The organism is Chitinivibrionia bacterium, assembly GCA_009779925.1.
In the GTDB taxonomy this organism is placed as follows: domain Bacteria; phylum Fibrobacterota; class Chitinivibrionia; order Chitinivibrionales; family Chitinivibrionaceae; genus WRFX01.
Genome location: WRAZ01000002.1, coordinates 1 through 20,537 on the forward strand (window position 1 = coordinate 1; position 20,537 = coordinate 20,537).

The 20,537-nt window shown below is 42.1% G+C and carries 21 protein-coding genes; 1 reads left to right on the forward strand and 20 read right to left on the reverse strand.

Annotated features, from left to right (window positions below; all coding sequences use genetic code 11):
• Positions 1-268 (forward strand): hypothetical protein (locus tag FWE23_01215; protein MCL2844062.1); only part of this gene is annotated, 268 nt, incomplete at its 5' end.
• A gap of 6 nt (positions 269-274) precedes the next feature.
• Here the strand turns inward: FWE23_01215 and FWE23_01220 are convergent.
• The 20 genes from FWE23_01220 to ruvA form a co-directional block, all read right to left on the reverse strand.
• Complete coding sequence (locus FWE23_01220; protein ID MCL2844063.1) at positions 275-1,507, reverse strand: AI-2E family transporter; 1,233 nt, start codon at positions 1,505-1,507, stop codon at positions 275-277.
• Between the two features lie 128 nt (positions 1,508-1,635).
• The gene (rlmN, locus tag FWE23_01225; protein ID MCL2844064.1) at positions 1,636-2,664 is read right to left on the reverse strand and encodes a 23S rRNA (adenine(2503)-C(2))-methyltransferase RlmN; all 1,029 of its coding nucleotides are present in this window, start codon (positions 2,662-2,664) and stop codon (positions 1,636-1,638) included.
• A gap of 154 nt (positions 2,665-2,818) precedes the next feature.
• A complete protein-coding gene (rpmF, locus tag FWE23_01230; protein MCL2844065.1) occupies positions 2,819-3,001 on the reverse strand; it encodes a 50S ribosomal protein L32 in 183 nt (60 codons plus the stop codon).
• A 36-nt stretch (positions 3,002-3,037) separates the two neighbouring features.
• Complete coding sequence (locus FWE23_01235) at positions 3,038-3,445, reverse strand: DUF177 domain-containing protein (protein ID MCL2844066.1); 408 nt, start codon at positions 3,443-3,445, stop codon at positions 3,038-3,040.
• 9 nt (positions 3,446-3,454) lie between these two features.
• Positions 3,455-4,630: a CNNM domain-containing protein gene (locus FWE23_01240; protein ID MCL2844067.1), complete on the reverse strand. Its 1,176-nt coding sequence runs from the start codon at positions 4,628-4,630 to the stop codon at positions 3,455-3,457.
• Positions 4,627-5,373, reverse strand: a complete 747-nt coding sequence (gene rsmI / locus FWE23_01245; protein ID MCL2844068.1) for a 16S rRNA (cytidine(1402)-2'-O)-methyltransferase — start codon at positions 5,371-5,373, stop codon at positions 4,627-4,629. Before rsmI ends, FWE23_01240 begins: the two co-directional genes overlap by 4 nt.
• A gap of 4 nt (positions 5,374-5,377) precedes the next feature.
• Positions 5,378-6,049 (reverse strand): hypothetical protein, encoded by a 672-nt coding sequence (locus FWE23_01250; protein ID MCL2844069.1) that lies wholly within the window; start codon positions 6,047-6,049, stop codon positions 5,378-5,380.
• Position 6,050: 1 nt separating this feature from the next.
• On the reverse strand, positions 6,051-6,995 hold the full coding sequence (locus tag FWE23_01255) for a hypothetical protein (protein ID MCL2844070.1): 945 nt from the start codon (positions 6,993-6,995) through the stop codon (positions 6,051-6,053).
• A 107-nt stretch (positions 6,996-7,102) separates the two neighbouring features.
• On the reverse strand, positions 7,103-8,788 hold the full coding sequence (locus tag FWE23_01260) for a histidinol-phosphatase HisJ family protein (protein ID MCL2844071.1): 1,686 nt from the start codon (positions 8,786-8,788) through the stop codon (positions 7,103-7,105).
• Between the two features lie 121 nt (positions 8,789-8,909).
• A complete protein-coding gene (locus FWE23_01265; protein MCL2844072.1) occupies positions 8,910-9,257 on the reverse strand; it encodes a hypothetical protein in 348 nt (115 codons plus the stop codon).
• Positions 9,258-9,367: 110 nt separating this feature from the next.
• The gene (locus FWE23_01270; protein ID MCL2844073.1) at positions 9,368-11,170 is read right to left on the reverse strand and encodes a glycoside hydrolase family 9 protein; all 1,803 of its coding nucleotides are present in this window, start codon (positions 11,168-11,170) and stop codon (positions 9,368-9,370) included.
• Positions 11,171-11,184: 14 nt separating this feature from the next.
• Positions 11,185-12,906, reverse strand: a complete 1,722-nt coding sequence (locus tag FWE23_01275; protein ID MCL2844074.1) for a glycoside hydrolase family 9 protein — start codon at positions 12,904-12,906, stop codon at positions 11,185-11,187.
• An 82-nt stretch (positions 12,907-12,988) separates the two neighbouring features.
• Positions 12,989-13,204: a DUF2905 domain-containing protein gene (locus FWE23_01280; GenBank protein ID MCL2844075.1), complete on the reverse strand. Its 216-nt coding sequence runs from the start codon at positions 13,202-13,204 to the stop codon at positions 12,989-12,991.
• A 95-nt stretch (positions 13,205-13,299) separates the two neighbouring features.
• Entirely contained in the window at positions 13,300-14,652 is a 1,353-nt protein-coding gene (locus FWE23_01285) for a hypothetical protein (GenBank protein ID MCL2844076.1), read from the reverse strand.
• A complete protein-coding gene (locus tag FWE23_01290; GenBank protein ID MCL2844077.1) occupies positions 14,649-15,899 on the reverse strand; it encodes a hypothetical protein in 1,251 nt (416 codons plus the stop codon). The genes FWE23_01285 and FWE23_01290 overlap by 4 nt, the downstream gene beginning before the upstream one ends.
• Positions 15,900-15,928: 29 nt before the next feature.
• Positions 15,929-17,260: a 4Fe-4S dicluster domain-containing protein gene (locus FWE23_01295; GenBank protein ID MCL2844078.1), complete on the reverse strand. Its 1,332-nt coding sequence runs from the start codon at positions 17,258-17,260 to the stop codon at positions 15,929-15,931.
• Between the two features lie 37 nt (positions 17,261-17,297).
• Entirely contained in the window at positions 17,298-18,632 is a 1,335-nt protein-coding gene (locus tag FWE23_01300; protein ID MCL2844079.1) for a 4Fe-4S dicluster domain-containing protein, read from the reverse strand.
• Between the two features lie 2 nt (positions 18,633-18,634).
• The gene (ruvB, locus tag FWE23_01305; protein ID MCL2844080.1) at positions 18,635-19,687 is read right to left on the reverse strand and encodes a Holliday junction branch migration DNA helicase RuvB; all 1,053 of its coding nucleotides are present in this window, start codon (positions 19,685-19,687) and stop codon (positions 18,635-18,637) included.
• 11 nt (positions 19,688-19,698) lie between these two features.
• Positions 19,699-19,911 (reverse strand): hypothetical protein, encoded by a 213-nt coding sequence (locus FWE23_01310; protein ID MCL2844081.1) that lies wholly within the window; start codon positions 19,909-19,911, stop codon positions 19,699-19,701.
• A 3-nt stretch (positions 19,912-19,914) separates the two neighbouring features.
• Positions 19,915-20,517, reverse strand: coding sequence for a Holliday junction branch migration protein RuvA (gene ruvA / locus FWE23_01315; protein MCL2844082.1), 603 nt, complete (start codon positions 20,515-20,517; stop codon positions 19,915-19,917).
• Positions 20,518-20,537 lie beyond the last annotated feature (20 nt).

Genomic DNA, 20,537 nt, shown 5'->3' on the forward strand with positions numbered 1-20,537 from the left:
ATTTCCCGGCTCGGTTTTGGATTACACGGTTGTTGCCGACAAGAAAATAACAGTAGCGGAAATTCTTTCGGCAGTTGAAAAACTGAAAGTGCAAAATATCGTGAGAACAAGCGTAATAGACAATTTTGAAATGGACGAAAAAAAGGCAATAACTTTGCGCACCGAATTTTTAGACAAAGAAAACACACTATCACCCGAATTTTTAGAAAGCGCGCAAAAACAGATTTTGGACGGACTTGATAAAGCAGGGTTTCCGTTGAGAGCTTAATAATGTCTAATCGTATATGGTTAGACTTAATTTTTTCTCCCTCGTCTCCAAAAATTCGTCCATTACGGTTTTCAGGACGTTTACAACGGGAATTGCGAAAATCATTCCTGCTACGCCGCCGAGCGCGCCGCCTACAGTTATCGCTATTATTACAATTATCGGGCTCAATTTAAAGGACGTTCCCATAATTCTGGGATTTATGAAATATCCGTCGAATTGCTGGGTTATGAGTAGAATTATCGCCGTCAAAAGCGCGGTTTCCCATCCGTTGCTGAAGAAAGTAATGAAGACCGCGAGCATTGAGCCGAATATTGAGCCAAAATACGGAACAATGTTTGCCACGCCGAGCATAAGCCCCAAAACAAACGGATAGGGCGAGCCTAAAAAGAAAAATTGCGTTGTCGTTATGGTCGCAAGAATTAACGAATCGAGAGACTGTCCCGTCAAAAATTTACGGAAACTGTCGTCAACCAAACGCACGTATTTAAGGGTTGCTTTTTGCTTTTCGCCCGAAGGTATAATTTTTATTACTCTATGAAAAAACGCTTTTATTTTTTCATATTCCGCCAAAAAGTAAATCGCCGATATAATAGAAAGAATTACAAAAAATATTCCCGAAAAGAAATTTTGCGCAATGCGAAGCCCGCCGCCCAAGTTTAGCTCAAAGTTTGTCCAAGGTCTTGTTTCCATAAGCGGGGCAATCATTTCGTTTATTCCGAGCTGTTCGGCGTATGGAATATCCTTTATAAGATGAAGCCCCTGCTCGATGTATCCGGGCATAAGCTTTACAAGTTGCATAGCGTTTTCGTAAATCATAGGGATAAATCCGCGCAAACCAAAAACAAGCAAAAATATTAGCCCTACGCCTGTTATAAGGATGCTTATAACTCTTGCGAATTTTTCTATGTATCTCAATTTCCTCGACTTAATCACACTTTTGATAATGCGTTCCAAAAACGAAACAGGGATATTTATACAGTAGGCAATCACAAATCCTAATATAAACGGGCTGAGAATTCCGACAATTCTGCCGATGGTTTGAGCAAGTTCGTCAAACGCAAACAGCAGTTTATACGCCAGCATAATGCTTACGACAAGAAGAAATATGCCGAAATATCTTTTGGTGTCGCTCAGCATGCGCAAAATCCAAAACCCTTTGGAGGCTTCGACCTTTTTGTCGGCGCAGTCGCAGTTGTTGCCGTTGTCTTTGTCTGCTTCATTTTGTCGGATTTCGCTCATAAATTTATATGCTCCACGTAAAAAAAGTAAAGTTTTGCAGGCTTCCGTAATAAAATATATTATGCCGAACCTGCGCGCGAATAAAAAAGAGAAAATCGAATATTAAGATTTTTTCGCATACCTCGCCCTTACAAACTCCCCGCCAACTGCCCGCAAGCGCCGCCTATATCTTTGCCGCCGCTTCTGCGCACCATCACCCGTATTCCCGCGTCGTAAATAATTTTTGTAAACGGCTCTATTCGCTCTTCGGGCGAGCAGGAAAGGTCGCAAGTGCAGTCGTTCAGCGGAATTAAATTCAGTTTACAGGGAATGTCTTTTAGCATTTTTGCGAGGCGTTTTGCGTCGTCTTCGCTGTCATTTTTGCCAGAAATCATAACGTATTCAAACATTACGCTTCTGTCGCAATTCTCTGTGTATTCCTTTGAAATCTCTAAAAGTTGCGCAATAGGATACCTTTTGTTTATCGGCATAATTTTGCTTCGCTCCTCGTCGGTGGAAGCGTTAAGTGAAATCGCCAAATCTATTTGGATATTGCTTTTCATAAGTTTTCGTATGCTCGAAATCACTCCCGCGGTCGAAACCGTGATTTTTCGCGTTCCGATATTGAATATTTTTTGGTTGTGGATAGCCCAATATGCTTTTTCAAAATTATCGAAATTACTCAGCGCCTCGCCCATTCCCATAAACACAATATTCGTGATTTTTTCGCCGAATTCTTTAAGATAATTATTAGCGATAACCAACTGATACAAAATTTCGCCCGAGGTCAAATTCCGCTTAAACTCCATTTTCGACGTTTCGCAAAACACACAACCGAGCCTGCACCCGACTTGGCTCGACAAACACAACGTTCTCCTGTCTTTCACACACAAAATCACGCATTCGATTATCGCGCCGTCAAGCAGTTTAAGTGCAAATTTCACGGATTTATCAATGCTTGACACAAGCGTTTTTTCGATTTTCGCAGGAACAAATTCAAAAGTTTCGCCAAGTTTTTCCTGCAAATTCTGAGGAATATTCTTAATATCGCCCGCCGAATTCACTCCCGTCGGATAAATCGCGTCAAAAACCTGCTGCGCGCGATACTTTTTATCGCCGATTTCAACAATTTTTTCTTGCAGTTCAGCAAGGTTAAGGTCGTAGATGTTTTGTTTCATATTTGATTTCCTTTGAGCGCGAAATTTTTATTTCTTCTCTTCAATTTGTCCTAAATTTTTTGCATTTTTTCTGCTTATCGCAGGCTAAACATTTACTATACGACAAAACAGGGGCAAAAAACTTGCCCCGCAAATGTATTCTTGCCGGCGCTTATCAATCTTCTTTGACTGAAAGCACTTGTTTTCCGTCGTAATATCCGCAAGACGGGCAAACACGGTGAGAAATTTTGTACTGCTTGCAATGCGAACAAACGCTCGGCATTTGAGCATTAAGCGCGTGATGCGAACGTCGCATATCTCTGCGCGAGGGTGATACTCTTCTCTTTGGAACCGCCATTTTCTAACTCCTGTAAAACATTTTTTATTTTTCAATTCAATTTAATTCGATACCCGCGCAATCCTCTTTACATAAGGGTTTCATCGGAACTTGCGTGAAAACCTCGTCGTAAATCGTTTGCGAAAAATCAATTTTTGTGTTTTCGCCCCTGTAAAAATAGCTGTCAAAATCGCCGATGACCGCCTCTTGCTTTTCGGGAACTATAAAAAACTCGACTTTACCGCTTATCTCTTGCTCAAACTCTTCCAAACAACGCGAACATTCGCAGTTTATTTTAGTTCGATACTCGGCTGTGCAAGATATTTTTTCACGGTTTCTCTGCGTTTCCAGCGTCAGCGCGACATCGCACTCGCCAAGTCGCAAAACCATCTCGGTAATTTGCCCGCCTTCGGGTATTTTTCTAATTTCCAAACACATAAGTCCCGCTAAAATAATAATTGCCAAAGCATTCTGTCAAGTTTGAGTGAAAAATGTGTTTTTTTGGATTTTTACTTTCAGCGCTTTTTTCGCGTCCGCCTCTATTATTTGATAGCTGAAGCCGCCCTGAGTTATGATTTCGCCGCTTTCGGGAATTTTGCCTGAAATTAAGCACAAAAGTCCGTTAAATGTCTTTGTTTCCGCGTGTTTGTCGAGTATTTCGGGCATTACCCATTCGTGATATTTCACCAATTCGTCGCTCCCCAAAAGCGTAATTTCGCTTAATGTTTGGGCTTTGTCGCGGCACAGTGCTTTCCAATATTTATATATGTCGTATCGACTTGCCGCTCCGTAAAATCCGCCGTATTCGTCGAGCAAAAGCACGCAATCGTTGCCTGTCTGCAAAAAATAATTGTGCAAATCGCCTATGTTTTTTGTGTTTGGAAACCATTCGGGGACGAAAATTTTAACGGAGCCGTCAAACGGACGATAAAGAAGATTTTTGATTTCATCGTTTTCTTCATAAAATATGGCGACTTCGTCGGGCAAAAGCGCGTTTTTGTCGGCAAAATCGCTAATAATTTTTATCTCTTTTCGATTTCTGGCGATTTTTGAAACGCTCGCCTGCGTAATATCCAAAAAAGAGCTTATCATTTCGCCTGTACTTTTGCCGATTTTCTTGTTTGCGACCGCTTCTTCGACCGCAACGGAATATTCGTCGCTTGTCACAAAAGGATTGGGCATTTGAAGCAAATAACGGTAATTCATACGCAAAATATACAAGTTAAACGCGTCGATTTTCTTGAAAAACCCGTCGCCGAATTTCAGCACGACAACAATAATCGGCGCAACAAACCGAGCGACGGACATATAATTTCCCACAGCGATAACTTTGGGCATAATTTCGCCGATAACCACGAGAATAACCGTAGTACTGATGAAAATTAAAGTCAAATTACTGCCGAAAACGCCGCCGAACAATACTTCCATACCCGAAATTGCCACAATATTTACAAAATTGTTTCCAAGAAGCAGAAAAACCAAAAACAAATTGCTTTTCATAAGGACTTCGTAAACTTTTCGCCCGCGCCCTTTATCGTTTTTGAGCGCCTCGTATTTTTCGCGCGAAATGGAGAAAATCGAGGTTTCCGAAAGCGCAAAAAACACCGAACACGTAAGCGCGATAATTACAATTACAAGCCAGATTATCATTCGTCATCCTCTGCTTCTATATCGCCGCTTCGATCGCTGAGCGAAGCCGAAGCGAACCCTAACAGTTGGGCGTTTATTCCGCCCGCATTAAACAACACTACAAATTCGCCTTTAGGAGTTCGTTTTTCAAAGGTTTTCAGGATTTCTTTGGGCGTTCCGCGGATAAATTCCTCGTAAATTTTGCTTAATTCCCGCGCAACAACCGTTGGAATATCGCCCAAAACCGCGTCCAATTCCTGCAAAACTTTCAGTATTCTATGCGGCGATTCGTAAAAAATCACCGTTCTTTTTTCGTCTTTGAAGCTCTCAAAAATCCTTGTGCGCTTTGCTGATTTCGGCGGTAAAAAGTTCTCGAAAATAAATCTTTCGCTGGGAAGTCCGCTTGCCACAAGCGCCGTAATAAACGCCGAAGCACCCGGAAGCGAGGTAATTTTTATGTCGTTCTTTATCGCCTCGCGCACAATATAAAATGCGGGGTCGGCAATTCCCGGAGTTCCCGCGTCGGTTATGAGCGCGACGGATTTGTCGCCGTTTTTCATAAAATCGATAATGTTTTGGCTGACTTTCGCTTCGTTATGGTCGTGATAAGCCCACATCTTTACGTCGCTTCCGATGTGTTTCAGCAAAATCCCGCTGTTTCGCGTATCTTCGGCGATAATCAAATCGACTTCGCAGAGAACTTTTTTTGCGCGAATGGTTATGTCTTCGAGGTTTCCTATGGGAGTGGGGACGAGGTAGAGCATTTACCTATACCTTTTTGTATTCTTCTGATGTAAGAAAACGTTCCAATTCTTCTATTGTAATAACAAAAGAGTTTTGGCAAGTTAGTTTTTTCAGACGTTCGATTTTTGTTTCGCTTCCTGTTTGAGCGTCTTTCTGCAAATAATATTTCCCGTCGCATATAGCAAGAAATATATGCTTTTTATAGTTATTGTCTCGCGCGTGCCTCAAAAACTCCTGAATATCTGCATATTGGTTATCTTGCGCTCCACCTGAATCTTTTGTGTATTTGTGCGAAGCGAAAAACAAATAATCTCCAACTTTCCAAGCAAAATCGATAGATTTTGTGTCTTTCGATGCTTTGTCAAGAACATTACCGTCTAATAATTTGCCGTTTACTAAATAAAGCGCTTTTTTGCCACCTTGCGGAAGTGTTGCAAAGTCTTTTACAACTGATAGTCTTTCAATATAATTCGCCGCAAGCTTTTGATACAAATTTTGCTTAGCAGGGTCTTTGGCAAACACACAACTAAATATCGGATCTTTTTTTATCTTTTCTAATATTTCATCAAAAGAATATCCAAACTTGTCTGCCCAACTTTGAATTTTGAACTTCATATCGTCTGTATCTAACAGAAATAAAACTTCTTTCAAGTTTTTCACAAGCTGTTTTTTATATTCGCTCTCGTAATTTACCATTTCACGCTGCCTCCGCTATTAGTGAGCGAGCCATTGAAAAATCAAGACGTCTTCTGAATTTTCCGTCTTTTCTTGTCCCCTTAAACGGCGTAAGAAAAACATCGGCTGTATCTGTCCGAAATTTGTTGAGATTTGTGTTTAATTTTTTTATAAGTGAATTTATATTTCTTGTTTTTATCGAAATTCTGGTTATACTTCTTGAGGAAAACCCGACTCTTTCGGGAGAAATATCTTCGCCTTTTACAAACTTTATAGATGCTTCAACGGTGTTATCAATAGCTATTAAGCCAAGTTTGCCGCTTTTGTCGTTAAATTTTAAGTCAGAAAAATCACAACATTGCGGCAGTTTTTGTTCCAAATCATTTAAAAAACCAATAAAAAATTGCCCGTCATAAATTTTTATTGGTCTTGTTTCATTGCAAAACAAAGCAAGGCATACGGGGTGCTCGGTATCGTCAAACATTTTTGACGGCAATAAAACATAATGCGACAATCGGTTTCTGAAAAGCCCTGAATTAAGAAAGGATGCAGGAATTATTGCGCCAACGTTTTCGCTATTTTCCAAGCATTTTGATAGAGAATATTTATATAAATCGTCATATTCCGTATTTGGATAACTCAGATTTCTTCGAGTAGCCGAATTTTTGGCAAGATACGGAGGATTTGTTATGCAAACATTGTATCCTTTTGGGAAATCAAGCAATGTGTTACGAAAAATTACGGCTTCATTTTTTGGTTCAATATCAAAAGATGCGAAATTTTTACAAACATTCATTTTTTTCAGCATTTTTATAAGATTATTCGCTCCCGCAAACGGCTCTAATATCGTCTGATTTTGAAAATCGCAAATTTCACACCACTCTCTGAAAGCGGCATTTTCAAACGGATTATTTTGTGTAAAATATTGTCCGTTCATTCGCTTGTTCTTTGCGTCAAATTCAATCATAAGTGTTTCCTGTTCCCCTTGTATTTATTCATATAAAATAATTTATTTCTGTTGTCAAATGCAAGATTTACAAAACTTTATCTTTTTTCAACAAAACAATACACCCCTCAACACTCCAACTCAAAATGCGTGGTCTCGTAATACTGATTGCCTAATTTCCGTAGCATTTCCTCTACCACGCCAAAATCTCCGTCTATCGATACCGCCAAAAAGCCTCTGTCGCCTCGCTCGCCTAATTGCAGGTCTATGATGTTTATTTTGCGTGAAGCGAGCGCCGAAAGTAAAATTAAAAGAACGCCGGGTTTGTTTTTTATTACCGCCAAAATCATTTGTTTTCCTAAGGGGATGGGCAGTTTTACGCCGTCAACTTCCAAAAGGTAGTGTTTGCATTTTTTTACAGGCGGAGCGTTAAGTTTTTTGCCGAATTCTATCGAAAGAAAATTGTCTTTTCCTGTGCCTTTTACGAATTCTATTGCGTTTTTAATGCCTTTTTCGTCGCCCGAAACCGTCAAAAACGCCTCCGCTATACCGCCCGACTTGGAATTTACAAAGGCGGTTTTCACGTTTATGCCCTCGCTGGCGAGCATATTAAACAAAATCGACAAAACTCCGGGCTTGTCGTAATGCCGCGATAAAATCCCGACCTCGTTTTCGTCGTAAATTTCGGGAAAATCCTCGCCAATCATTATGCTTTTGCATTCTCTTCTTGTCCGAATTGCCGAAAGATTGCCCAAAGATGTCGCGCCGTCGTAAAGTTTTATGAAATCCGCGTATTTTCCGCCAAACGCAAAACGAGGAATGCGCCCCAAATTGCTTACGGGAAACCGTCGATTGAGTATTTGTATGCTCAAATTAAGCGCGTCGTAGTTGTCTATGTCTTCGCTGTCTTTATACGAAAACGGGCGTATTTCGGGAATTCTGCGCGAAAAACTGACGTATTGGCTATAACCCGCCTGTTTTGCGTAGTCAATCGCCTTGTCGTAAAGTTGCCCGTAGTCGTTTATGGCGTGGGTGTCGGAGCCGATTGCAATGGGGATTTTAAGCGTTTTTGCACGCTTGAGAACGGACAAATTCGGATAAATCCCACAGCCCTTTTTTAAGCCCGCAAGATTAAGGTCGAGCGCCAAATTGTTCTCGCTTATCATTTCCAAAAGCGTTCTCAGGCGGTCGGCTACAATATTGTCGCCGTTATCGATTTCGGTAAAATCTTTCGGCAAATCGACATAAAGTTTCGGTAAATCCAAGTGTCCGACCACGTCAATCATATCGGACGAATACGAGACCATTTCTATAATTTCTTCAAAATATTGCGCCCAATAGTTTTCGAGATTTCCGCGCATTTTCAGCAGTTTTTGCGTTTCCTCGATTGAGCCGTCGTAGGGAATTCCTTCCTTTGAAAAATGCACCGAGCCGATAATAAAATCCGCGTCGGGAACAAGCAAAACCTTGCTTCTGTTCCATTGCAGTCCTAATTTTGTGCCCATCCATTCGAGTTCTATTCCGTAGCGGATGTTTATTTTTGAGGCGTATTTTTCTCGTAAATCCGAGATTTTTTGCGCATAATTCTGGTATGCTTCGCTCCCGCGCACAAATTTAATGTTTGTGGTTTCTTCGCTGAGATAGCGAAATTTCGTAAGTCGCGGCGTGTGAATTATGAATGTTATATTCGGATGCTTCATAGAAATCGCTTTTTCGATTATCGCTTCAATGTCGTCAATCCCGTGCGAAACAAGGTCGTTTTCCGTCCCTGTATGAACTCCGTGCGTTTCCCAAATAAATTCTTTATTTTGCATATATTTCTCCGTTTTTTGGCGACGGTCGCCACCCTTTTTGCAGTAAAATAATATTTGCGCAAACCTCATACAAAAAAAGGACAGATTGCTCTGTCCTTTTATCAAAAAAAATTATTATGCCCTACGCTTTTCTTCTTACCGTATGCTTCAAATTCATTACAGCTAAATTTATTTCAAAGGTTGTTTCCGATTCGGAAACGCTTAACGAATCGCCTAAAATGTCCGAAATAATTTCTCCGCTTTTTTGCATAAGCGGCTGTTTTTCTTCTTTGGTTGTCGTTTTTGCCAATTCGCCTACAGTTCTCGTTAATTCACGAATTTTAGCGAAAGTTTCGATTATCGCCAAGGTCGTTTTTGTCGCTTGTTCGCTTTTGAGTATTGTGGCAAGCATATACAGCCCTTTTTCGGTAAACGCTTTAATCGGAGCAGACGAGTGTTTCAACGGAGCGAACCGGTGAAAATTTTTCACCAGTTCAATTTTCTCGGCTTCTTTTGTATTGAGCAAAAAGAAGAAAATTTTGCAAAAAACAAAAAAGGGCAGATTGCTCTGCCCTTTTATCAAAAATTTCTTAAAAGCGCTTATCTCGCTCTCTCTTCCGAGAAAAACTTTATCGCGGTTGTCAGCTTGAATATCCCCGCCGCAACGCCGTGGATTGTGGTTTCCATTGACATAAAGTCTTTGCGGTTGTCGAAGAATACGCCGTCCACCGTGTTGAACTTGTAGGTGCGCTCTATCGTTGGGTCAAAGGGGAAGAATATGCTGAAACGATCCCAGCTTGGTCTGTCGCCCGGTCCTTCCGAAATTGCGCCTTCGGGGAAAAATTGCGCTTGAAGTCCGAAGATTTGCGAGTTCGGCTGAGTTATTGTTCTGCCTGCAAGGCGCGGGTCTTCGGTTGCCACAAAGTTAATGCCCCAGTTGTTTTTTCCCATAAAGTAGTCGAACATATTTCTGCCGAGCTCTTCGTATCTTCTGTCGCCTGTCAGCATTTGAAATTCCAATGCGTTAGCGCCGATTGCGATGTATGTGTAAAGACCCGCCCAAACGTATTGCGTGGGAAGTCCCCAGATATTGCCCGGTCTTCTGCCGTGAGCCATAAACGCGTCCAAATCGGCGTGCAAATCGTTTACTGCAACGGGATGCCACTCCATAACGCGCAAGTTTGCAGGCATATTTACCGATTCCCAAGCGCGCCAACCCGCGTCTCTCGCTATGTCTTGGAAGCGCACGGACTGCTCTCTGTAGTGGTCAACGCCCGTTAATCTGTAAAGCTCCGCCGCGGCAAGAGCAAGGTTATCGTTTATCGTTTGGTCGCCGTACCACGTGTTGAGTTTGTCGTCGTAGCCCGCGGGAGCCTCCGCATCGTCCGAAATCGCCCGTCTGAAAATTAAGCGAGCGCGTTCTTCGTATTGTCTGGCGAGGTTTTCTTTGCCCGGAATATTACGGAAAATGTTCGCGCCCAAAGCCAAGCTTGCCGCGGCATATCCCATTTGCGTTGGAGAAAGCGCCGCCAAAATCGGACGGTTATGTCCGCTCAAAGTGTCGTTATGCGGCAAACGATAACCGACGTTGTGGTCAACGTAATTCGCCACCTGAACAACAAATTCGTTCGTGTCGCGCGGATCCATCGTTTTGAAAAGCCAATCCAAGCCCCATTTTGCTTCGTCTAAAATGTCGTTAAGCTCGGTGCGGCTAAAATTGAACATTGTGTCAAAAAGCGCGGGGTAAAGTTCGTAAGCGCGAAGCATAAAATAGGTCGCATAGCCGATTGTAAGCGTAAATTTAACGTAGTCGCCCGCGTCGTGCCAGCCGCCTCTCATATCTCTTCTTTTGCCTGAGCCGGCGTCGTGCCACGAGCCGTTATCGCCGCCGCGCCTGTGGAAAAGAATGCCCGCCGAGTCTTGCAAATGGCAAACTCCGTGAGTTCTGTGTCCGTCGTATCCGCAGCGAGCCGTGCGCATCCAAAGAAGAGGTCTGCTTATAAGCCACGAATAAGGGTCGTTTGAAATCGGGAAAATCGCCGCTTCCGCACCGTCCGTTTCAAATCTGTATGTCCCCTCGTCGCGCAATGCGGTAAAATCCACAATGTAGTTGAACGGAAGAGGCATGTGTCCCGATACTCCGCTCGCCGAATTACCGAAACGACCGCGCATAACAACGCTATCCGCTTCCTCTTTTGTTATAGTCCATTCTCTGCCGCTCAGGTTTCGCTCGGACATAACCACCAATCTCTTTTGGCGGCTTGGAGTGAAGCCCAAAAAGTTGTAGCGCACATAAACTCCGCCGTCAATCGCTCTGCGGGGAGAAGTTGAGCCGCCGCGGCATCCCATAAACGCCACCGAAAACAATATCGCGCAAATTGCTATAAAGAGTAATTTTTTCATTTATTCGTATCCTCCTAATTTCTACCAAAAAGGGTGTTTGCCAAAGTCATAAGATAGATGTTTTTCGCCGCGCCGCTCGTTCTTCCGCCCATCGAAATAAAGTCGCCGTCCAAGTCGTAAAACACCACCGCTTGAGTGTTGAACGGGAATTGCGCCGATGTGCGAAGGTCATACAAAATCCATATACTTTGGGCGGCGTGGGTCGCTCTGTCGGTCGGACCGACCGCCGTTAAGCCTTCGGGAAACAATCTTTGCTGAAGTCTGTATATCGGGTGGTTAAAATTGCGAACGCTTTCGGGAATGCTCTGAAGCGCCGTAAAACTTAAGCCCCAGTTGTTAAGCCCGTAGTTGTAGTTAAGAACGTCCAAAACAAGACTTGCGTGAGTATTGTCGCCCGACTGAACGCTGTATGCTCCCGCTCCTATCGCTATAACAAAATAATTATAAAGCGCGTTTATGGTGTAGCCCTTGGGAAGGTTCCATATATTTTGCGCGTTTCTGCTGTTAGACAAAGTGCCGCCCAAGCTCTCAAGAATTGTTCTGCGCGCGTTTGGATGTTGCGGCAAAACCATAGATTGCGCAATTACGTTTTGGACGTCCCAGCTTATCCAGTGCGCCGCGGGAAGCGCGTCCGAAAGCGCTCTTGCTCTCGTCAAAAACCGCTCTTCGCCCGTAAGCTGATGGAGAGCCACCGCCGCCATAAGCAAATTGTCTTCGGCAGTCGGGTCGGGAAAAAGCGCCCAACCGCGTTCCAGCCATTCGGGTCTAACACCCTGAGCCTGCGCCGCGTCAAATAATCTTATCGCTTTTTCTCTGCATTGTCTTGCAAAATTCGCGTCTATGTTTTGGAAAGTTTGCGCGCCCAAAGCAAGCGCCGCCGAAACGGAAGCCATACAAGACGAGCTCTTTATAGAAAACGCGGGTCTCAAACCGTCTCTTCTGTCGCGATGCGGAAGGCGGACGCCGAATTCGGAGTCGTATCCGCCGACGTTTATTATGAAGTCTCTGTCGTTCGGCATAACTTTGAGCAGATATTCAAGTCCGAAGCGCGCCTCGTCCAAAATATCGACCAAAGCGCTTGGGCTGTATCTTCTTGTGAAGGTTTCGGGCGCAAGGTTGTATGCTCTCAGCAAATAAAAGGTTGTCAAAGCGATAAGCGGGGTCGATTTTGTGTAGTCGGTAGAAGCATACCAGCCGCCGAGCAAATTGTGAGCGATAAATTCATCATTTTCCGCCCAAGGGTCGCTCCTGTTGGGTCCCGTTCTGTAATAAACAAACGCCACGGAGTCGCCGAAATGCGCGGGCTCGCGGTCGAGCGTATGGACGGAGCCGCTTCTTTGAACGCGTATCCACCTCAAAGACGAGGCAATCGCTTCGCTATACGGGTCGGAAGTTATTCTGAATGTACGCGCGTTTTCTACGCCGTCAATCGAAAGAACGAAATTCCCTTCCCGCGTTAATTCGGAAAACAGGATTTCGTGATTAAATGCAAACGCCGAATGGTCGCTTACCCCTATTAAGCTTGTTCCGATAACTCCCTGTTTCGCCACAGAGCCGTTTTCGTCCGTAATTCTCCACGCTCTCGAGGACAAATCCTCAGACGACATCACAACCATTCTTTTTTCGGCTGACGGAAAATATCCTGCCAAATTGGCGCGAATAAAAGTTTGCGCAGATACCAAAAGAAATGCTCCCGCACACAACCCAATAATAGCCGCTTTTGAAAATATACTCACGTTTAATAACTCCTCTCGCACGAGTTTTGTCTTGTTTATGTATATAAATATAATATAAGCCGCAATAAAAAGCGCGTTTTTTTTATTTCGAGAAGAAATTTACCACAATAGTAAGCGCAACCGATAACAAAATACAGGTCATAATCGGAAGCGAAATCTGAATACTACCTCGCGAAAAGTTTACATCCCCCGGCAATTGTCCGATAGGCAATTTGTCCGACAAAAGAAAAAACACGCCGATAATAGTTATCGACACGCCCGCCACAAGCAAAAACCGCCCAACTTCCGCAAAATTCATAAGGTTTTCCTCTTAATTTTCGTTTTTTTAAGTTTTTCAATTCCATAAAAGTAATTTATGCCGAAAATTGAAAGCGAAAACCCCGCAAATTTTTATTAGTTTATCGGATTTACTATCGGGCAGGCTTTCATACACTTCCAACAATACTGACACGTTTTTCTGTTAATCGCAACAGTAAATCCGCTCTCTTTTGTCTGATACGGAAAAATACTTTTTGCAGGACAAGCAGATAAGCATTTTCGACCGACACATTTTGCGCAAAAGTTTTTTTCGCCCTCTAAAACGCCTTTTGACAGCGCCAAATAAAAATATTTTTGCGCTTTGGCGTATTCTTTAAAAAGCAAACAGGTTAAAAGCAATCTATAAATTCCGTTAACGACCACAGGTTTATACATTTCGTTTTTTTGCTCAAGAGAAACGCAGGTCGTTTTGTCCAAAAAGTCGTTGATTATCCTTATTTCTTCCGTGATATTCATTTCCATTTCCCAAAAATCCATTCCGTCTAAAATCGGAAAGAACGAGGCGCGCCTGAATTCCCGAGCGGTAAGCGGGCGGGCGGCGACTGTTTTCGGATGTTCGAGCGGAAAATTCATTTCTCCCGCGACAAGCATTGCGCCGACGTTATATTCAAAACCGTTATGCGCCGTATCCGCAACGCCGCAGCCGATATTTGTCGCCAAATTGCAATCGGGAACAACAAACAGCCCGTTATTTATTAAAGCCGAAAATTTTAACTGCAAGTCCCAGGTGTTGTTTCTGCCCGATAAAATTATCTCCATTTGGTCGGTAAGGATTTTTATTCTGGCGTTTTTTATGTATTCGTCATAATCGTGAGAATTGTCGTCGATTTCGCGTTTTGTTTTGTATTTTTCCAATTGCGACATCGATTTATCGTGCTTAATCCATGCTCTTCTCCAAGTCGCCCAACCCCAAATTCCCGTAATATCTTCCGAAAAATCCGTGATTCTCTTAAAAGAATAAGTATTTGCCGACAGGTTTTTTGCTGTTTCATTGGTGCCGTTTATAAGAAAAACGCTTTCTTCGTCCTTGTATTTTGTTAGAATTTCCGAGCAGAATCGAAAAAAACTCGGCGCGGGAAGGCAATCGTCTTCAAGAATTATTCCCATTTCTTCGTTCTCGAAAAACCAATCTATCGCCGCTTCTATTCCGAATCTTGTGCCGAGATTTTTTTCTTGAAAATTAGTGAATACTTCGCAGTCCCAATCGACGTTTTCCACGACCCATTTGCGCAGATATTCGACATTTTCTTTCTCGGAGGCGACGGTCGCCCGCCAACCGTCCGAAAAAACGTATAATTTTTTAGGTCTTGATCTTCTTATTGCCGAAAAAACTTTTTTTGTCGTTTCGATTTTGCAAAACGGCGTAAATAATATCGGCATTTTTTCGTAGTCGTTATTATCGACAATATTATTTTTAACTAACCTCATTTTCCCTCCGAATTGCGAAGATTTTTTTCGCCTTTTAATACTCCGTCCGCTTCCGCCAAAGAAATGTATTTTTGCGCCTTAGCGTGTTCGCCAGAATTTACGGCATAATTTATCAATTCACGTAAACTGTCGCCTAAAAATTCCTCATACATTTCGATTTTTTGTTCTTTTGGAAGTTTACTCCGCACTAAAAAATTATGAACGGTCAAAATTCTGTCGGTTATTGTCGCCTCTATTTCCCAAAATTCTCTTGTCGAAATATTCGGCACAAAAGCTGCGCGGATATATTCTTTTGCGCTAAGTGCCTGCGCCGCAACAACTTGCGGATGTTTTATCGGAAATGAAATTTCCCCGACTGCTAAATTTGTTCCAACGCTATACTTAAACGTCTTGTGAGCGGACTCCGAACTGCTACCCCCGATATTGCTGACCAAATTGCAGTCCGGGACAACAAAAAGTCCGTCGTTTATCAAGGTCGAAAATCTCAACTGAATGTCCCAAGTGTTGTTTTTTCCGTCCAAGATATATTCCATTTGTTCACAGATGTTTTTTAGTCGAGTGTTTCGCAAATTTTCTTCGTAATTATTTTGTAGGGGCGGGGTTTGCCCGCCCAATTCGCCACTTGGTTGGTTTTTAGGGCGGGCAAACCCCGCCCCTACGGCATCACGATATTCTTGCAGTCGCGACATTGATTTATCGTGTTTTTTCCACGCTCTTCGCCAAGTCGCCCAACCCCAAATTCCGGCAATATCCTCGGAAAAGTCCGTGATTTTCTTGAAAGAATAAGTATTTGCCGATAAATCTTTTGCTGTTTCGTTGGTGCCGTTTATAAGAAAAACTTTTTCGTCGTCCTTGTATTTAGTAAGAATTTCCGAGCAAAATCTAAAGAAACTCGGAGCCGGCAAACAATCGTCTTCAAGAATTATTCCCATTTCTTCATTCGCAAAAAACCAATCAATCGCCGTTTCAATTCCAAATCTTGTGCCGAGGTTTTTTTCTTGGAAATTTGTGAATACCTCGCAGTCCCAATCTACATTTTCCACAACCCATTTGCGCAGATATTCGACATTTTCTTTCTCGGAGGCTTCTCTTGCCCCGTCGGAAAAGACATATAATTTCTTGGGTTTCGATTTTTTTATAGCATTAAAAACCTTTGTTGCGGTTTCTATTTTGCAAAAAGGAGTAAATAGAATCGGCATTCTAACGTAGTCGTTATTATCGTAAAAGTTGCTTTTGCTCAATCTCATAAGATCCTCCTAATGTTCTGACATTTCAATTATTCCGGATTTACAATCCAACATTTTTTAACGCAATTAAAACAATAAATGCAAGTTTTTGAGTCGATTACAACAGCATTTTGCCCGTCTTGTGCCTTAATCAAAGATATGCTTTTTGTCGGACAAACAGCAAGACATCCTTTAGTTGTACACTTTGCGCAAAAGTTTTTTTTGCCGACAAAAGCGGACTTTGTCAATGCCAAATAAAGATACTTTTGCGCTTTGTAATATTCTTTGTATCTACACGCCCAATCTATAAGTTCAAAGAGGTTGTTCTTTTCAAGATCTTCATACTTTTCAACGATTTTCGGATCGCCCAAAAAACCGTTTGGTCCCAAAAAATTATATACCGCAATCTGTTTATTAAGAGTGGCGACCTCTAAATCTTCATATTTTTCTTCAAAACATTTTGGAATAGCACTGCGTACATATTCTTCCGCTGTAAGTACGCGAGACGCTAAACTTTGAGGGTGTTGTAAAGGAAACAAAATTTCTCCGGTCGGAAGCGTTCCCTCCAAATAATATTCGCTACTCGTATGCGTAAAGCCCGACGCACAGCCGATATTTGTAACTAAATTGCAATCGGGAAGAACAAAAAGTCCGTCGTTTAACTGCACAGAAAATTTCAATAGATAACTCCAACTATTAACTTTTCCGCTCAAAATCCCTTCCACTAAAGTAAGAATAAGTAGCATTTGCGTATGTTTTATGTATTCATTAAAATCATAACTGCTTTTATATTCATCACATATTTTTCCGTATTTTTCAAACTGCGCGGCGCTTTTATCGTGTTTTTTCCATGCTCTTTTCCAAGTTGCCCAGCCCCACATTTCCGAAGCGCCTACGTTATCCTTAAAATAATACGAGTTCGCCGACAATGCCTTTGCGTTTTCGTTATGACCTTTTACGATAAACACACTTTCGTCGTCTTTGTATTTGAGCAGAATTTCACTGCAAAATCTGAAAAATCCGGGCGCGGGCAAAGTATCGTCTTCGAGGATTATCCCCATTTCTTCGTTCTCAAAAAACCAATCGATAGCCGTTTCTATCGCCTGTTTGCATCCGAGATTTTTGTCGCTGAATTTTGTGTGGACTTCGCAATCCCAGTCAATGCTTTCTAAAACTGCTTTTCGTAAACTTTCGACATTTTCTTTCTCGCCGACTTTGTTTTCCCGCCAACCGTCCGATGAAATATACAATTTTTGGGGTTTGGATTTTTTTATCGCGTTAAAAACTTTCATAGTAGTTTCGGTTTTAGCGAAAATGCAAAATAAAATCGGCATTCTTTCATATTCGCTGTTTTCAAAAAAGTTGTTTTTAACTAATCTCATTTTCCACTCCCTCCTCCTCCCTGATAATACAAAGAATTTATCTTTCTCTAACAAACGGACAATGTTTAACACAATTCCAACAATTAGCGCAAGTTTTCGGATCGATTTTAACTGCTTTTTCTCGGTTTATTAACCTAACTAAAGATATGCTTTTTGTCGGACAAACAGACAAACAATCTCTGCTTTGACACTTTGAGCAAAAGTTTTTTTCATCGACAAGTGCAAGTTTTGTTAAAGCCAAATAAAGATACTTTTGCGCTTTGTGATAATCATTAAAGCAACACGCTTGTTTTATCAATAAACATAAACGATCTTTTTCAAAATCTTTAAATTTTTCTGCGATTTTAGGCTCGTTAAAAAGAGCGTTTTGCTTAAGAAAATTCTGAACTGCAAAAAAATCGTTTAATGCATATATCTCTAAATCTTCAAATTCTTCTTGAAAATCTTTTGGTTTGGCGGTACGTACATATTCTCTTGCCGTAAGTGGACGCGAAGACAAATTTTCCGGGTGTCGCAAAGGAAACAACATCTCACCTATCGGAAGCGTTCCTTCCAAATAATATTCGGTTCCTGTGTGAGCTGCTCCCTGCGCGGCACAACCGATATTCGATACCAAATTACAGTCGGGAAGAATGAAAAAACCATTATTCACTGCTACAGAAAATTTCAACAAATAACTCCAACTGTTTATCTTACCATTTAAAATCGCTTTTACTTGTGCTAAAATAAATAACATTCTCGTGTAATTTATATATTCGTCAAAATCCTGTCCATCTTCGTAGTTATCGCACATTTTTGCATATTCTTCAAACTGCGCGGCGGTTTTGTCATGTTTTTCCCATGCTCTTCTCCATGTTGCCCAACCCCACATTTCGGACATTCCTACATTATCCTTAAAATAATATGAGTTTGCAGACAATTTTTTTGCATGTTCATTGTGTCCTTTCACAATCCATAGTTTTTCGTCGTCTTTGTATTTGATAAGCATTTCACTGCAAAATCTGAAAAAACCGTGCGCGGGCAATGTGTCATCTTCAAGAATTATCCCCATTTCTTCGTTCTCAAAAAACCAATCGACAGCCGATTCTATCGCCTGTTTGCAACCGAGATTTTTATCGCTGAATTTTGTAAATACTTCGCAATCCCAGTCAATGCTTTCTAAAACTGCTTTTCGTAAACTTTCGACATTTTCTTTCTCGCCGACTTTGTTTTCCCGCCAACCGTCCGATGAAATATACAATTTTTTGGGTTTGGATTTTTTTATCGCGTTAAAAACTTTCATTGTAGTTTCGGTTTTAGAGAAAATACAAAATAAAATCGGCATTTTTTCGTAGTCGTTATTGTCGTAAAAATTGTTTTTGTTTAATCTCATTGTTATTCGCCTTCAAAAATACTTGTTTGCAAACTATCTTTTGGGCTTTTTTTGTATTTTGGCTTAATTCCGAGCATTTTGTACGTTTTGTCGGTGATTTCCCGTCCTTGCGGCGTGCGCTTCAAAAATCCGCATTGAATTAAATACGGCTCATAAACGTCTTCTATGGTATCGCTTTCTTCGCCTACCACTACGGCAATATTTTTTATGCCGACCGGACCGCCGTTGTAATGTTCGGCAATAGTTGTAAGTATCGCTCTGTCCATTTCGTCAAGTCCGATGTCGTCTATTCCGAGCATTTTGCAGGTTTGCGATACAATATCCGTCGTAATAGTCCCGTCTCCGCGAACATCGGCGACATCCCGCACCCGACGAAGCAGGCGGTTTGCCACTCTCGGAGTGCCGCGCGAACGTTTTCCGAGTTCCATTGCGGCTTGCGGTTCGCAGGTGATGTTCAAAAGTTTTGCCGAACGTAAAACCACCTTTTGCATTTCTTCGTCGGTGTAATATTTCATTTGACCTACATAGCCGAAGCGCGCAAGCATTGGCGCAGTAATAAGCCCCGCACGGGTTGTTGCGCCTACAAGCGTAAATTTTTTGAGAGGCAATCTTATAGATTTCGCCGCAGGACCTTCACCCGTCATAATATCGAAAACAAAATCCTCGATTGCAGGATAAAGCGCCTCTTCAACAACGCGATTAAGTCTGTGAACTTCGTCTATAAAAAAGATTTCTTTTTCATCGAGCCCTGTCAAATTTCCTGCCAAATCGCCTTTTTTTTCGAGAACAGGACCCGATGTTGTAGTGATTTGAACGCCCATTTCGTTAGCCAAAATTCGCGCAAGAGTGGTTTTCCCAAGCCCCGGAGGTCCCGAAAACAGGATGTGGTCAATCGGCTCCCCGCGTTTTTTCGCCGCCGCAACAAAAATAGACAAATTCGCTTTTAATTGCTCCTGCCCGATAAAGTCGGAAAAGGTCTGCGGACGAAGCGTTCTGTCCAACTCCGTGTCGTCATTATTCGCCGACGGAGTGATTATCCTTGTTATTTCGTGCATAAATTGCCCGCTCAAAGCTTCCTGTTTCGCATTGAATTTAAACACAAAACTCTCGGCTCGTCGCCATAAATCATAGATACCGCCGTCATTACCTTGTTTTCAAGGTCGCGATCAGAGTCATCGAAAGCGGCTAATTTTTTCCATTCCTCAAGCGTTGGCTCTTTTAGCCCGCGTTCTTTTAATTCTCTTCTTATGGCGTCAATAAAAGCCACGTTTTTTGTCATTTTCTATATCTCCCTCAAAGCAATTCTTATCCATTCGTGAGCAGGAATGTTTTCGTCCAAAGTTTCATCTAAGTTAATCAAGACATTCCGCACCTGATTTTCCGTGTAGCCAAGCGCAATAAGTCCTGCAAAAGCGTCTTCGCGCGGAGTTTTCGTAATCGGCTGCGATTTCTCTGCTTTAGCTCTGATTGCCACTTTGGATATTCCCGTTAATTTTCCTTTTAATTCCAATATTATTCTCTGCGCCGTTTTGGGTCCAATTCCGCTGACCGTCTTAAACGGCGAAATATTTTCGTTTTCTACGGCATTTGCAATTTCTTCAGCTTTCAGTCCCGACAAAATGCTCAAGCCGACCTTTGGTCCTATTCCGCTGACATCGATGAGTTTCAGAAAAACGTCCCGCTCTTCTTTGGAAATAAACCCGTAAAGCGCTTGCGAATTTTCGCTGATGTGATAATATGCGAAAAGAAAAACGTCCTCGCCGACACTCGGCAAGGCAAGCGATGTATTAAACGAAATTCCCAGTTTATAACCCACGCCGCCCACGTCTATAACGGCTGTTCCCGCATCACTGTGAAATAATTTTCCGTGAAAAAACTCAAACATTTATTGCCCCAATAATCTAT